The organism is Niallia alba, from assembly GCF_012933555.1.
GTDB lineage: Bacteria > Bacillota > Bacilli > Bacillales > Cytobacillaceae > Niallia > Niallia alba.
The window spans coordinates 211,807-226,805 of the sequence record NZ_JABBPK010000001.1 but is presented as its reverse complement, the minus strand read 5'-3'; the positions used below and the strand labels follow the sequence as shown (position 1 = coordinate 226,805).

At 33.3% G+C, this 14,999-nt stretch carries 20 protein-coding genes; 1 reads left to right on the top strand and 19 read right to left on the bottom strand.

Annotated features, from left to right (window positions below):
* Positions 1 to 473: 473 nt before the first annotated feature.
* The 15 genes from HHU08_RS01265 to HHU08_RS01195 form a co-directional block, all read right to left on the bottom strand.
* Positions 474 to 746, bottom strand: a complete 273-nt coding sequence (locus tag HHU08_RS01265; RefSeq protein ID WP_062686395.1) for a hypothetical protein — start codon at positions 744 to 746, stop codon at positions 474 to 476.
* A 101-nt stretch (positions 747 to 847) separates the two neighbouring features.
* Positions 848 to 1,030 carry a hypothetical protein gene (locus tag HHU08_RS01260; RefSeq protein ID WP_062686396.1) on the bottom strand — a complete coding sequence of 61 codons (183 nt, stop codon included), beginning with the start codon at positions 1,028 to 1,030 and terminating at the stop codon, positions 848 to 850.
* 39 nt (positions 1,031 to 1,069) lie between these two features.
* On the bottom strand, positions 1,070 to 1,612 hold the full coding sequence (locus HHU08_RS01255; protein ID WP_062686397.1) for a hypothetical protein: 543 nt from the start codon (positions 1,610 to 1,612) through the stop codon (positions 1,070 to 1,072).
* Between the two features lie 27 nt (positions 1,613 to 1,639).
* Positions 1,640 to 2,074 carry a hypothetical protein gene (locus HHU08_RS01250; protein ID WP_062686398.1) on the bottom strand — a complete coding sequence of 145 codons (435 nt, stop codon included), beginning with the start codon at positions 2,072 to 2,074 and terminating at the stop codon, positions 1,640 to 1,642.
* A complete protein-coding gene (locus HHU08_RS01245) occupies positions 2,061 to 2,351 on the bottom strand; it encodes a DUF2442 domain-containing protein (protein WP_062686399.1) in 291 nt (96 codons plus the stop codon). The genes HHU08_RS01250 and HHU08_RS01245 overlap by 14 nt, the downstream gene beginning before the upstream one ends.
* Positions 2,348 to 2,521 (bottom strand): hypothetical protein, encoded by a 174-nt coding sequence (locus HHU08_RS01240; protein ID WP_156413436.1) that lies wholly within the window; start codon positions 2,519 to 2,521, stop codon positions 2,348 to 2,350. Before HHU08_RS01240 ends, HHU08_RS01245 begins: the two co-directional genes overlap by 4 nt.
* A gap of 280 nt (positions 2,522 to 2,801) precedes the next feature.
* Positions 2,802 to 3,257 (bottom strand): hypothetical protein, encoded by a 456-nt coding sequence (locus HHU08_RS01235; protein WP_169187616.1) that lies wholly within the window; start codon positions 3,255 to 3,257, stop codon positions 2,802 to 2,804.
* 100 nt (positions 3,258 to 3,357) lie between these two features.
* Entirely contained in the window at positions 3,358 to 4,263 is a 906-nt protein-coding gene (locus HHU08_RS01230; protein ID WP_062686401.1) for a hypothetical protein, read from the bottom strand.
* Positions 4,264 to 4,354: 91 nt separating this feature from the next.
* A complete protein-coding gene (locus HHU08_RS01225; RefSeq protein WP_062686402.1) occupies positions 4,355 to 5,101 on the bottom strand; it encodes a hypothetical protein in 747 nt (248 codons plus the stop codon).
* A gap of 78 nt (positions 5,102 to 5,179) precedes the next feature.
* The gene (locus HHU08_RS01220; RefSeq protein WP_062686403.1) at positions 5,180 to 5,512 is read right to left on the bottom strand and encodes a hypothetical protein; all 333 of its coding nucleotides are present in this window, start codon (positions 5,510 to 5,512) and stop codon (positions 5,180 to 5,182) included.
* A 6-nt stretch (positions 5,513 to 5,518) separates the two neighbouring features.
* Positions 5,519 to 5,779 carry a hypothetical protein gene (locus HHU08_RS01215; RefSeq protein ID WP_062686404.1) on the bottom strand — a complete coding sequence of 87 codons (261 nt, stop codon included), beginning with the start codon at positions 5,777 to 5,779 and terminating at the stop codon, positions 5,519 to 5,521.
* Positions 5,770 to 6,081 carry a hypothetical protein gene (locus tag HHU08_RS01210; protein WP_205835556.1) on the bottom strand — a complete coding sequence of 104 codons (312 nt, stop codon included), beginning with the start codon at positions 6,079 to 6,081 and terminating at the stop codon, positions 5,770 to 5,772. Before HHU08_RS01210 ends, HHU08_RS01215 begins: the two co-directional genes overlap by 10 nt.
* A 469-nt stretch (positions 6,082 to 6,550) precedes the next feature.
* Complete coding sequence (locus HHU08_RS01205) at positions 6,551 to 6,952, bottom strand: four helix bundle protein (RefSeq protein WP_062686406.1); 402 nt, start codon at positions 6,950 to 6,952, stop codon at positions 6,551 to 6,553.
* A 24-nt stretch (positions 6,953 to 6,976) separates the two neighbouring features.
* Positions 6,977 to 7,270 carry a hypothetical protein gene (locus HHU08_RS01200; RefSeq protein WP_062686407.1) on the bottom strand — a complete coding sequence of 98 codons (294 nt, stop codon included), beginning with the start codon at positions 7,268 to 7,270 and terminating at the stop codon, positions 6,977 to 6,979.
* A 1,135-nt stretch (positions 7,271 to 8,405) separates the two neighbouring features.
* Positions 8,406 to 10,100, bottom strand: coding sequence for a DEAD/DEAH box helicase family protein (locus HHU08_RS01195; protein WP_062686408.1), 1,695 nt, complete (start codon positions 10,098 to 10,100; stop codon positions 8,406 to 8,408).
* 896 nt (positions 10,101 to 10,996) lie between these two features.
* Between HHU08_RS01195 and HHU08_RS01190 the strand changes: the two genes are divergently transcribed.
* A complete protein-coding gene (locus HHU08_RS01190; RefSeq protein ID WP_139109148.1) occupies positions 10,997 to 11,200 on the top strand; it encodes a hypothetical protein in 204 nt (67 codons plus the stop codon).
* Between the two features lie 64 nt (positions 11,201 to 11,264).
* Here the strand turns inward: HHU08_RS01190 and HHU08_RS01185 are convergent, their stop codons facing one another.
* From HHU08_RS01185 to HHU08_RS01170, 4 genes are read right to left on the bottom strand one after another with little or no spacing between them, the layout of a single operon-like run.
* A complete protein-coding gene (locus HHU08_RS01185) occupies positions 11,265 to 12,074 on the bottom strand; it encodes a hypothetical protein (RefSeq protein ID WP_062686410.1) in 810 nt (269 codons plus the stop codon).
* A gap of 25 nt (positions 12,075 to 12,099) precedes the next feature.
* Positions 12,100 to 12,855, bottom strand: a complete 756-nt coding sequence (locus HHU08_RS01180) for a TatD family hydrolase (protein ID WP_062686411.1) — start codon at positions 12,853 to 12,855, stop codon at positions 12,100 to 12,102.
* Positions 12,839 to 14,293: a Qat anti-phage system QueC-like protein QatC gene (gene qatC, locus HHU08_RS01175; RefSeq protein WP_062686412.1), complete on the bottom strand. Its 1,455-nt coding sequence runs from the start codon at positions 14,291 to 14,293 to the stop codon at positions 12,839 to 12,841. The genes HHU08_RS01180 and qatC overlap by 17 nt, the downstream gene beginning before the upstream one ends.
* Positions 14,286 to 14,999 (bottom strand): hypothetical protein, encoded by a 714-nt coding sequence (locus tag HHU08_RS01170; RefSeq protein WP_062686413.1) that lies wholly within the window; start codon positions 14,997 to 14,999, stop codon positions 14,286 to 14,288. The genes qatC and HHU08_RS01170 overlap by 8 nt, the downstream gene beginning before the upstream one ends.

Genomic DNA, 14,999 nt, shown 5'->3' with positions numbered 1-14,999 from the left:
AATTGATTGAAAAATTCCAACATACACATCCAAAAGAAACCAAACTGATATTGCTATAACGTTCAAAGTTCACTCAGATTAGTAAGATAAACAGCATTACTGCTATCGTTCTTGTCTACAATAGAGTCCTTAGTAAAAATGTATTTGCTACTATCCAGTGTTTTCCTAATGCTTCTGAAATAGGTTTCTGCCTCTCTCCTTGTATAGAATATTTCTGTGTTCCCCATATTCCCCCAACACTCGACAGCCCAATTCTTTTCCATTTTTAATTTCATCCCTTTATTCCGAGTTTCTTCTATTATATATCTTATATTTTATAAATCTGGATTCATTTATACAAGACCCTTGTTCTTTAAACTGACCCTCACCTTCCTAAGTTATCATACCTCAATAAATATGAAGAAAATCTATTCAAATTACAGGCAAAAAGAAAAAAACTGCAATAATTAACTCGCAGTTCTTCTAAGGCTGTCCTAACCCAAGTTCTTCTTAATTCTTATTCCAATCCTTTTACTTAGTTTTATATTGATAATCAGACCTCCTATACACATCACACCAATCACACCAGTAAACAAACCCATCAAAAATGTCATTTCTTTTGTAATATAATCGCTAATATTTATTACCATAATAAGAATGATAAGGGCAAATATTGTTCTCCGATGGCTTTTCAATATTCTCATGCTCTTTTTATCATCTTCAAGATTACTATTTATTCGATGGACTGACCCTAACATATTTAGCACTTTCTCTGCCTCCTTTTTTGTCGTTGTATTTTATTATAGATTTAGCGAAGATATCTATAATCTAAAATAATGGAAACTGAAGGAGAATTACTAAGCCCTGATTAATCATCTTCTAATAGGGGATTTTTCTTATAAACTACAAATTGCTTTATCTCCTCTTCCGTTAAGTCTTCTACATCGACATTTTTCGATTTACAATACTCCAGCAATGCCCGAACTTTGACTTTATAATGTGATGGAACAGCATAGACACCATCATTAATATCAAAATCATCATCAAACATTATAAACACCTCCATTTACCCAGATATATTCTCAATACCTCAATCAATAAAACATTTAAAAGTTCCTGCAATTTTCCATTTCTTACTTGACTCTCTTATGTTATTTTCAATATATTTCAAGAATGCACCATATCCCTCCATATATATTTTGCCCTCAATAAAGAACACCAACATCGAGAATTCCACTCTTAACAAATCCCATGCTGACACCTTTACTTCGTCAGTAATAATATTGGATTGAAAACAAGGAAATCTCCCCTCTTCTGCCAGTTCAACTAACTCTTTTAATGATGATAATTCACCCATCATTTCCGAAGCCGATTCAAAACAATCTGTGTCCCATTGCTCTTGAGGACACATCGAATATTGATATTGCATAAATTCCTGCATTTGTTCTAAGGCTACCGTTTCTTTAATCTCAAAAATGACTTCTTCATGAGTTTCATTTATTTCGTACAAGGTAATATCTAAGTGTTTATTTAACTCATTTATCAATCCTTCTAATGTAACCTCTAACTTATCCAATCTTTTTTTATCAACTTCCAATCTATAACAAATTCCCATTTGCAGATATTGCCCCATTATTCTCCCTCTCCTTTACCTCTATCCTTACTTCCTGCCTTCTCCCTGTTCCTTTATATATTCAATCAACAACTTTTTCAGGTCCATCGATAAAATCTTAGAACTGCTTATTATTTCTTGGGGAGGTGTGTCTTCGATATCTCTCTTTGCAGATTCCAAACGATATTGATAAATCCTTCCCATTGATTCTTGGTCAAAAAATTCGTCATTTTCTACATAACTATCAAATTTATCTTTCACATATTCTACGAATTCCGACTGTTCCACTACCTCCACAGCTCGATGATAACAAATTCGACAGTGCTCTATAATTTTTGGCAATGGCAAATAACCCAAACAATTTACTGCTAATTGCATCCTGCTTTCATCAGATACTTTTGCTGAAATAATTTTTAAAGCCTCAACAAATCCAGCTTCAAAACCTTCATTATAACCAATTTTATATGGTTCAGTATCCCTCATGCTCTTCTCCACCTTCATTCCCAAATATATGGTCTATATTTACACTTTCCGAATATAAATGTTCAGGCTGAAAATCTACCCCATTTTCCCAAGCAACCGTACCCGCTACGTTGTCAACCATTGCTGTTCGGAACATATCAATATCATCACGTACTTCTTCTAATAATCCTTTATCATCTTTCAAAAATTGTTTAACATTTAAGAGTCGATATTCCTTGTTATTAAATTCCATAATTAAATGAAATGAGGTGGTTGCATAAACCGATGTTAATCTCATATTTTCTTCTCCCCTTTCCGTCTAAAGAATCTAAACTTCCTTTTATCCATTTCGTCTAATAAAACCAGAGCTTTTTTATGTTCCTTTAGAATCGGATGGCTAATATCAGCAACAGCCATCTTTTTCCCAAAATTCGGATTAACGCTCTTTTTATTTCTCTCGAATGCCATTAACTTCTCTCCTTCTTTTAATAGATTCTTTTTGGTTTTTAGTACTTTTTAGAAATTGCTTTACCTCCATAATACAAATACATAGCATTGAGCAAACTCTTAAGGCTTTTCTTCTCATTGTTTTTAGGCAAAACAAAAGACATCTTGCATATAGGCGAAATTTTCTTTTTTTTAAAAGAAAACTGCCTATTACAAAATGCCTCTAAAAATTAGCTTTACTAATAAATGAACCTCTATTATTTATAGAATATAGCTGGATTGAAGGAATTGCAACAAAACTTTAAACAAAATAATACATATCAGCATCAATCCCACCTGGCTCTTCTTGAGATGTAAAGAAAATATCATTTCCGTTTATATGACACTCCAAATGTTTAACTGCAATTGCATCGAAATTATAGAATTTTTCTGGAATGGTATATTGTTCATTCAAAAAATCTTTAAAGCAAATTTCTTCATCCGACCAAGACATTTCTTGCATGTCTTTCCCATCCATATAACCATTAAAACAAACCCAGATATAATTATCTTCATATTCGTTTCCATAATCTCTTGAAGAAAATTCTCTTCCGTCATATTCATGCAATTCTTCCTTTTTTGCAAACATGATTCTGGTTTTATCCGTAGCACATTCTTGTAAATGCTCCTTTACCCTGTCCACTAAGTTTTTTTGAAATGGACTCATTTCAAATCCCTTCTTTATTTTATAAGTTGATTGATTCGATACATTACTCATTTCTTTTCCTCCCATTTTTCATATTATTTTATTAAAAATACTTTATATTATAGATTTTTAGGCTTGGGATATAATCATTCAAATCTGTTCGGTTTACGTTTTACACCACTGCTTCTTCAAGAAAATCAGGGGTTAGTAAAATATACTCTTCAATCAAATCCTTCACCTTCATTAAGGTTTCATGGTCATTTATAACCTTATCAATATCAGATGAATCCTCATTATGAATAATCTTGCCATCTACTATTCTTAAATTCTCATATAGATATTTGGCATAGCAAATTTCTTTTCTATCATACGTTGCTTGAACAATGTTATTCTCAAGATACAGGTTAAATGATAGAACAAATTCGGCATCCGTTTTCTCGTTTTTCCAAGGGCGATGTTCATGGAGAAACTCTACCTTATTGTCCATAAGATTCTTTAGCCATTTTTGATGGTATTCGTCATAGGATTGAAGTTCTTCTTCATACCAACCATCAATATCTGGCTCTTTTTGCTTCCGATTATATCCCCGATATTTCCGAACTGACTTACCTTCAACAACTGTATGCCATTTGTTTTCATACCAATGCCCTTCAGTAAACCAGTTGATAATCCCCCTCGGATAATATCCTCTTGGAATAAAAATACTTTTGACAAGGTACTTTAACCATTCATGACCACCGTAAGATTTTTCATTTCTGTTCCAAGCTAATCCTAATCGGTCATCTGTTACTGTCCAAACACCCCATAATTCTGGCTGACCTGGTGGTGGACAATTATGGTCAATAACATATTTAGATTCAAACTCTCTTTGACTTTTGGGTTTCATATCTTGAACTCCGAAGAAAAATTCACCCCAATACCCTATTTCCGACTTTAAGGCAATTCCATCCTGTTCCAACTTATCCGCATCCCAACGCATTCTTCTTGTTTTTCCAAGCCCCTTAATAATGTTGTAAGTTTCATCATCCAGTGGCTTATCTAATTCAATTCTTCCTTCATAGTAAATGTTGTATCCCATTTTGTTTCCTCCTAATTTCATTATATTTAAAGTTATTTATCTTGAAATTTCCCAAGCATATTTTTTGTTAAATCACTAAGATGTGTTTTAGTTATCTATAATTATTTAAAAATGCAAAAGTAGATTCTACTGGAAAACCTAAGATTAAACCTACTATCATACAATCAATCATGTAGTTGGGATTGGCATAATCATAATCAAAGAAATCCTTGAATTCGCAATCAGTTATTTTTCTTAACTTAGTTGCATTGGATTCATTTAATTCAAACCCCATTTTTTCATTTAGAATTTGATAAGAACAAATAAGCTGTTCTATATCAAACAAATCTCCAATCTTACCTATATTTGCAAATCCCAACTCCACATAATCCTCTCTGAAATGAGGCATAATCTTATAATCCAGATTTCCTTCTACCATTTGAATAAATCTGTCTATCTTAGATTTTTCTACAACAATAAATCCCATTGGTTTTTGCTTCTTTAAGACGTACTCAATTAGCCTTTCGTTAGTATCAAACTGTTGTCCATCTGGTAAAGTAGCACCATACCCACCACAAAAATATAAATTGTCCCATCGATGCATAGGGCTGGAAAATGGTATATCAACAATTGGAAATCTGTATTTTGTTTGAAAATGTCCATTGTCTAAAGAAATAGCATGTCTCATATTCTTAAAGTCTCTGAAATAGAATCCTGACAACCCATAGCCATCCCGATTCTTATATCTTCCTATATCGGATGTATTGCTACTGACCCAAGAATGACCGCTAACAGGAAGCAAGTTACCTTTAATAATCCCTTCACCAATCTGATTCGATTTAACACATGTTTGATTCATTAAAGTTTTCCTCCTTGAACATATTTATTTACATAAGCCTTATTTTACTTTTAATTGAATCTATTCATTTTTATCGCTTCACTTGTTTAGGAAAGCCAACATGTGAGCTTCATCCACGACATCTAACACAAATGCCTCCTCTACTGAATATCTAACTTCTGTAAGTCCATATTCGTCTCCATAGACAAAAAGAATGAATTTAGTTTCTTCCTTTCCCAGACTAAAGAAACCATTTAATTTGTATTTTGAATTTAAAACTTCCACGACATCAAAAAGTCTATCAGCTCCTAATTTCACTCTTATATCTGGAATTTCCATTTGTGAATAAATATCATGGATAGCTTCTTTTACCGTTGCTTTTTCTCCCTTTCCTAACAACAAATCTTGAAGTTCTTCTTTAAGGTTTTCCAATATTTTTTAGTAAACTACGATTTCATACCACTTTTCATTTAGGTCCGAACCGACAGCAGTTCTGAAATATCTATCAATATCCGTACTACTAAAACGTAAAGACCTACCATTGCTTTTATGACATAATTCCACCGCCATTGCCTTTAGTCCCATTAGTTGAGCGGATGTAAGAGACTCAGCCTTTTTCGATATTTGCTCAATTGTTTCCATCGGAAAGGTTTTATAAAATCCCCTAAGAAAATCACTCTTTTGGTAAATCAAAAGCATGAGTTCCCTCCCTGGCTTTCCCCAATCCAGGCATATTCTTCATTTACTAAACAAACGAAAAGTAGCAATGCTTCTTCTGCAGTAAATAATCCCTCAACTTCTCTTTTAGCCATTTCTGTAAAATCATTGGCGTAACGCAAGATAGTATATAGTTTTTCTTCTACACCAAACTTCAGGTTGGATTCCTTATTGAAATCCAAATAGGTTTGTTGATTAAAACATTTAAGGTCTTTAATTTGTTCAATCAATGGTTTTTCCAAATAAACAGATATACCTTTTCCTTCATCTAAGTTACACATCACAATTCCCTCCAATTTTTCTATAATTTGATATGTGGTAATAAAAGTGCATCACCAACTCCGTATCACTCGGTAAGTGACAATACAAACGTGTTTTCGCTATCAAATTTTCAAGGAACGACAAAAAGACCGTATTTATTTTTTGCAAGAACACATAGGTAGACACAACCATAGGGAAAAAATCCTTTTGGATATAGTCAAAAAACCTATATGAAATTACAAGAAATAAATACGGCCTCTTACCGTCATCAGATAATAATACATTAATAAAAATGTATAAGTTAGTTTCAAAAAATCTTCTTTAGGCAACAAAACATTTGGCGTTGCCTATGTTCCTAATTTACACTCATATTTATTATATGTCAATAACTTTCTTATCGACTATTGTCTTACCAATTTATATGCTGGTGGAACTCTTTAGAGGAAGGCTCATTGAATTAACGTATGAGGACAAAATTTTAACAACTTTATATTAAGCAATTTCTCTCTTGACCTTTTTAATTAAAGCAATAAGCATCTTTATAATCTCGCAAATTTCCTTTTCCAACTGATGGTAGATTTCTAAACTCACATAACCGACCCGATAAATTAGCTCAATTTGTGCTCTTACCTCGTATGCAGAACCGTTCGCAATTGCGTAGAAGTGCAACATCTGATTAGGAAAGAGACCTGCATAACCTTGTCCCTCAGCGAGATTACTTGAAATCGACACCGATGACCTCTCGATTTGCGACCTTAGACCGTATTGTTCGTGTTGCGGAAAACTCTTTGTCAGCGAGTAGATTTTTTCCGTTAATGACACTGCCTTGTTCCAAACATCTAATTGTTTGAAGTCCCTTGCGAAAATGTCCTGTCCGTTCATATCCTTTTTCACTTTTTCTCTCCTCCTTCTTTTCTATTAAGCAGTTCTATATAAGTTTTCGAGGCTTCTAATATCGTCTACTGTGTTTAAATGCAAATACTCCTTTGTTGCGATAATTATGCTGTATCTAATTTCCGCTAACTTAAATCGCATTTCTTCCAGTTCAGCAACGCTAATATCTAAAAAGCACGTTTCTAATAAGGATTCTTTTAACTCGTTTACTTTTTCCTGCATTTGCTCCAGCTCTTCAATCGCCAGTGGTTGTAATGAATGGAGAAACAGCGTTCTTTCCAGTTGGTCGATGGCTATTTTAATTTGTTCGGTGGTCACTATATCGTCTTCTCCTTTCTATCAATTACCTCTTATGTAATACCAGTTTATCAATTTACAAGTTTTTTTAGGGGCAAAAATGGTTCTATGAGGTTCTACTATTGTTCTCCATTTTCAAAAACACCGTTCCTATAAAAATATGGTTCAAACGCTATTTTACTGGAATAAATTGTATCTCAAGTCCTTTATTTGATTAAAGTAGTGGAATGTTGTTTTGCACATTCGTATGATGAAGAACTTGGATTGAATTATGTCCAAATGCTCTAACGAAAAAAGTTGTGTATGCTGTCTTCTTGTATAAAGGAGATTAACTAAAAAACAACTTTTGAGATATTCCACATAATTGATATTCCTACATAAAGGTGAAGATGAAATATTCATTGCCATTACAATACAATGTGCCAATAGCACAAAAATAATCCTATTCTTTCAAAAAATCTAAGGTCTTTAATAAAAACAATGAACTTTTACATAAAAGCCTTCGCTTATCTATTAAAATGTCAAAAGACTATTTTCAAAAAGGTACTACATCAAAGCTGATACATTAACAATCCAGAATATCTTAGAACTAAACAAAACAATCAATATAATGTATTATTTCATTTGCACAATAGACGGATATCCAACATTAGCATTTTCATCTTGTCAATGAATAATAGGTTAGCTAAAATAGCTCTTTTGTTACCAAAAGAACCGAAGCCATCTATTCAAAATGCCATAGTACAAATAAAACAACCAATAACAAACAACTATAGCCAAAACATTCAATAGATTTTGGTATAACATCAATACCATATGCTTATGCAAAGGAACTGTATGATACAAAGCAAATGGATAATAGCACTTCTGACTTTTTAAAGTTGTTGTTTTTCTTTATCCATTTGGCTTTATGTAAAAGTTGGGGTTTTATTTTATACCATCCAGTGTTTGCATTAATAAGGTGTACTATAATCACAGATGTGACTGGAATATCTATAAACAATTTTCCCTACCATCTGTTCATTGCATAAAGATACCTATAGTTTAATGGATGCTAATGATATTCCCCCTGGCTCTTCAGCAAACGAATGTGCAATATAACTATTTATGAGTTAACAGAAAAAGGATGCCTGTAAAGACATCCAGTAATTGGTTATTATTTAAAAATGAGCTTTTGACCTTGGTTTTCGATATGATTTGCTTGTAAAAAGGAATCCAGCGTTTTTAATATTTTTGCAAATAAGTGTTTATCCAGAATACCTACTTGTTCTCTAAGCTCCTTCTTCCTGATGCTACATGCTATCTTTGCATTAGCCACAAGAGCTTCCTGAACTAACAATACCTTCTTATCAAATGTGGATTGTTCCTTCGGCTTTCTATCAGATTTCTTCTGTTTGCTTTCTACGGTCAATTTTTGGCTTACGTATTGCACATTTTGCAATTGATTTAATACAATATCTACCGCTTCTTTATTACTGCAAAAAAGATAAATGTCGGCACGTTTTGATAAATCTCTATTAATCCTTTTAATCGCTTGATAAATCTCCCCAGCTACTACCGATTTTCTAATCGCTTCCACTTCTTCATGTTCAAATACTCGAATATCCCCGACTGCTTTTCCACTTAACTTTTGCAAATATACAAACTGCATTGAATAGTCAATATATGAATAATTCGGGGTTTTAAGTATTACTACCTTATCAAAACCCCTGAAATCATTGCGGCCTATAATATTGCCAAAATACTCCACCTCTATTTTTACATTAAGAAACTCCTCTATTTCTTCCAAACTATCACCCATTTGAGCGAATTTCAGCAACAAGGCATCCTTAACTCTGTCCACACTATCTTTTTCGGTTACGAATAAAATCTGACTGCCATTGCTAAATTCAACTCTTTCAAGGGATTCCTGGAAAAAACTTATGTATTTGTCTAAGTTCCCTTTCCCTGTTTTGACTTCAAAATGATGGAAGTTTGTTTGGGAATAATCAAATATTGAGGGCTGGTTTTGGATGGAGAATAGCTCTTTAAATATTGAATAAGTTTCATCGAAGTTTCCGTTCGCATCTAACACAACGTTATTTTCCAGCATTAGGTAGCTTATTGCCTCGAACGTGTGAAACTGATTTTCAAAAAACAGTCCACCATTTTTTATAAGATTCTTCACCTTTAACAGTAACATCTTATGATTCTTGTCTGTAACCACGCCAATCAGTTCATTGAGTGCGGTTTGATATTTTAAGAAGCAATCAACCTTAAAACCAATCGAAAACATTTCCTGCTTACTCACAGAGCCAATTAATGGTGAATAATGATAAAACTTTTCTTTTAAAATTCCCGCTAATTCTTCCATCAATTTGCCTTGTTTATACAGGTCAAAACTTCCCCAAAGGTTGCCGATATCTTCAATGGAAATGCTTATTCTCTCTACTAAATCCATTCGTTCATCAATAACTAAAATTTGCCGATTGTCAATTAATTCTGGGTGCAATCCCCGACAAAATTGTTTATACATTGAATGACTGCAGACAAGTATTTGTGCTTCCATAACCTTTTTTAATTTCCTTTTAGACTTGTTATCTTCGCCAGTAATCCCAACAGCAACTTCCTTTCCAGCAAATTCGTTGATACGAGCAACTGTTGCCTCAAGTTGATTGTCTTTTACAAATCGTTGTACATATAAAGCTCGGTAATCATTTTGCTTGGTCATTTCACCTAAAAACCTTTGCGACTCTCTTGACTTTCCACTACCAGCTTCAAACGGATAAACTATGAATTGGTCCCTTCTCCATAATTCCTTATTGGTAATTTGTTGTCTTAGTTGTTCAAAATCATAAGTTGATTTATTCATTCACTTTGCCTCCTTGATTAAATTTGATTTTATTAAATCAAATAAACAAGAGGCATTATATAGATTATCTGCTCTACCCTGTTTTACCTAATATTTCACAAAACGACAGCTATTTCATTACTTTAAAAAGAGATGTTTAACCTCAAATTGAAATTTTTGGTATTTGGGGATTTTCGGTTACAACTGGTCTTCACGTAATAATATATTTTGTTTAAAGGTAGATAGATGTTCTTCTAAACTGTTTTTAGTTTCTATAGAACTTAGATATAATAACTTAATCGCATACTGGCGATTCAAATGTAAAAGTTATCCTTTACATTGTAGTGACGACAATTTTAATAGATGATGTGTTCCCCCAAAAAGGATTTGAGGTTTCGTTAGATGATGATTTTTTCCATCTCTGTTTTCATAAGAATGATAGATTTAGTTCTTTCCTTTACAGCTTGGCTGTTGATAAAAGTTATCTTTTTTTACAATTACACCTTAGATTCTTCAAAATAAATCGGGGTTTTTAGAATAGTCCTTTGACATTTCTAATTGACCCATTTGTGCAATGTTCAATAAAAAATTGCAGATATTTTTTTGGACTATATAGGTTTATGTATTCCGAAAGTTATGAAGTCTGTTTTTCCTTACAGCTACAAGGGATTGATATGTTTAAAAGTCGAAAAACAACCTCACTTTCATTTCTTGCTTTTCTCCCCTCATTTCCGCAAATAAAGTTTCATTTCAAACCACTTTTGATTAGCTCTCACTCTGAGTTAGACGCTATCAAACCAGGAAAAGGCAGTATCAAGGAAAAAAACTTGCTATAATAAATGTGGTGAAAGGGTTAGATAAAATTCAAGGAAGGAGAGGTAGCTAATGCTCGTAAAAGCAAGGGATTGAAAGCTGGAATGAAAATTGAATTGGAAATGATGGCTTCCTATCATGCCAGGAAGAATAAGGTGACTAAAGTGGTGGAAATCGAAGAAGACGTTTTTTATTCAGAGGGAGATAAAGAGATAATAGTTGATTTTATTGAATGGGAAACGAAAAAGGGTGGGGTCATTATGCTCAATCCATTGAAGGAGAATAAACTGGTTCAGGGAGGGGCTTAGGGCTTCATCTGTCTCTTTTCAAAATTGAAATAGACAACTAAAGCCCCAATCCTATCACTGTTGATTATTGAACTTCCGAATTAGGCTGTTCAACGTCATCAAAATTTATATCAAGTGTTTCTACATAATGAACGATAGTCTCAACGCTTTTGTAAATATTTGTTTCACGCAAAGGGGTATCACTCATTGCCCAAGCAAGAAATAGTTGACCAAGAACCGTCAGAACTGGTAATAGAACCTTTTTCCAAGTGCTTACTTCTTCTTCATTTAAATTTCCACTTTGAGCTTCGGCATCTGTAACATTTACAATAATATTGATTTTAAGAGCCATATCGAAAAAGTGTGGCCGCTTAATTTTCACTTGAATATCTTCTTCATGTAGTTCCTCTATTTCTTCTACATCATCCTCTGTATCATGAATATATTCACTTAGATTTTCCACAAAGGAACTGTTGATTGCAGAAGATATTTGATTAAAAAAGGGAGCAAATTGGGAAGCACTTGAGAAAGCTAAACCTTGGTTGCTCAAACCTGCTACAGCACTTGCCATTTGAGAAAAGTCATGACGTGGAATATTAGCCATTGTGTGCATAGGATAATTTATTAAATGAGCAACCACACCACTGTTCATCAATTCTAAGATATTGGACTGCTTATAAATAGCAAATGCATCACTATTCATTAGTGCACTTGACATTGTATTTGCTTTTTCAAACGCACTTGCATGTTCCATATAACTTGCAACAACACTACTATTCGCCATTTTATTGGCTAACTCACTGGCTCTGGTCATACGATTTATCATTTCTTGATTCCTATTTATTTGATTCATCATCTTTTGCCATTTTCGTAAATGCTTAAATGAATCATCCATTACTGTTCACCACTTTCAAATATCCTTATTTGAAATCATTTCTTAATCCATACTGTTTTTGCTCAATTAACAGTCTTTTTAAATTACTTAATACAATAGAGCTAAAGTTTTTTATCTGGAGCTTTTCTTCAAACTCCTCGTAGATTACAGGTAAGTTATATGATTTTCCTTTTATATCAGATTTTCCAAAAGGAGCATCAGTTTCAATAAGCAACTTATCCAAAGGTACAGCTTTTATGATGTTTAGACCCTTTATTGAGGTAAGCATTGAATAGTTTACGGATAAGTAATACCCATTTCTAATGATTTCTTCTAAAAGGGTTTTACTGCCAGAATACCAGTGAAATACTGCAAACTTAACCCTATTATCTATTAAAATTTCTAAGGCGTCTTTCTCAGCCATTCTGGAATGTATCGACATTATCTTGTTTGTCTCTCCTGCTCTTTTACAAATGTATTGAAATGCTCTTTGTTGTTCTGTTTTAGTTGCTATAAATTCTTTAGAATAATCTAAACCAACCTCACCAATATATTTAGTATGAGGAAGCCATTTATCAAACAGCCTCATGTTGAATTGATGCGTCTTTGCTAATTGTGGGTTGTAACCCAAACCTATCTTCACATACTTATTATCAGGAAATTCCCTCTTACACTTCTCAAATATTTCAGGTAAATTCGTAACAAAAAGAGCATACGTTTTGTTATGATTAAAGTAATCATACATTTCTCTATAATTTTTGTAATAATCTATATGAATATGAAAATCAACTAAGCTGGGCATCTTCTATTAAATCCTTTAGCCCCAAATATTCTATTAAACCGCCTCCACTTTGTGCATCTTCAAACTTCAACATTTCTAATAATTCATTCATAGATTTATGATACAACCGCTCGTAGGAAGTAATTTCATCCATAGATAATGGACCTTGCCGAACCAAAAGCGTTCTAATGTATTCCTTATCATCTTTATGTTTGAAATATCTCCTTAAGCTAAAAAGCACCGCCTTTAAATCACTTGCCCTGCCTTGCAATTTGCTATATTGGGTTAAAAACTTGCTATTTAATTTATATACCGAATTATAAACAGTGTTATCCTTACCGATTGCTAAGAATGAGGCTCTTCTAATAAGACAAGGGTAACAATATCCACAATTACAAGGAATCTCAATACTTTTATCGTATTTTCTATCGTATCTTGATAAACAAGGGTGGGAACATGAAAGAGTTCTATGTGCATTATTTTGAAAAACAAGTTTCTCAGTATGCTCTGCTACAATTTCTCCTTTAGATTTATCCCAATAAAAATTCTTGATTGTATGATTTAACCCGACCAATTGCAGGATTTGATTCAGTGTTTTCAAAAAGATAGGGTGGGTCGTTCTCGTACTACAACTTCCACTTCTGCTATCAGTTAAAGGAACATTAATGCCAATAAATCCGTTCTCTGGAATAAACACGGGCGTTCCTTCTCCTATTATCGATGCAATCGCAACTGCTCCAGCTAAAAATAAAAATGACCTGCTTCTACTTGAACTCTCAGCACCCAATCTACCCTTTTCTCCATTCCATTGAATCGGAGCTAAGGGATTCGCATTAAATAAAATTAGCTCTTTGTTTATCGCAGGATATGCCTTATCAATCTCATTAAAAAGTTCGTGCTGTCTGCTTGTCAAAAGATTGTATTCCCTGAACCCTACAAAACATGTGTTTTTTTGTTTTTCAGATAAGGTTAAAGCTCCGCAGAATGAGTCCAAACCACCAGAAAATAGACTTACTGAATCATATTTTTGTTTGTCGATAAGTTTATACTTTGTATTTTTCTTATTAGACCTAAACTTGCTTGTTGATTGTCTGAATTCAAATGTCCAGTTATCGCCACTTAAAAATCTAAGAGTTTTTTCCAGTTCATTTTTTACTACAGTCCATTTTTCTACTTCAAGAACAGGCAAGTGGAGTTTAATACGTCTTGTCCAATTATCAGTTGATTTTTTTCGAGGTATTCTTTTATCTGCACAAAAAACACTAATGGCTATTACCAACAAGTCCTCACTAATATCCGATAGAGATTGACATCCAAATCTTCTCCATAGTTGTTCTGCATCAGTCTTAACATTTGATTTGTTGTTCTTATCGAAAAGATTAAACACTAAAAGATTTTCAGTTTGGTTTCCGCTATTTGCTAAATCATCATCTTGCTTGTTAATCCATATGTTAAACAAGTGTCTCACTCCAAACAGATAATATTTCAAATGCCTTGTTACATTTCTCTGTAATAATTTGATTGCCTTGCTGTCCATTCCAGTCAACTTTTTGAATGTCCACTATTGTAAACTCAGACTCTAAGGATGTACGAATATACGTCTTTACACTTTTTTCTGCAATATCATATTTATCCAATTTGTCAAACATTGTAAGTATTTTCTCCGCAAAATTAGCAAAGAAACAGTTTTGGATAAATTTTATAATGAATTCCCTAATGAATTCACCAGTATTAATCGAACCAATTATATTATTATAATCATCTTCATCTTCAGCACTTTTTAATAGTTCACGCATAAGCTCACTCATACTTTGCTGAGCAACGCTACCGTAAAAATCACTTCCGCTATCATTAAAATATTCTAAGAGACCTGAACGAAGGCCTTCTGAAGATTGACCTCGCAAATGCGATAGCCCAACCTTCTCTAAAGCCTCGAAAAATCCATAACTCTTAACAGCTTCAATAAAATTAACTGCCTTTGTTCCTATTTTAGCAACTGAACCTGAATAAGATTTTCCTCCATCACCCATTGCCTTTGAAAAACTTGAAACTGCTTTACCTATTGAAGATGGGGTAAATCCATTTTTCACCATACCCGTTACATCTCTTTTAGCTTCTGGCCATAAATATCCTGTTGGCGGTAAATATCCTTTAGATGTTCCCAT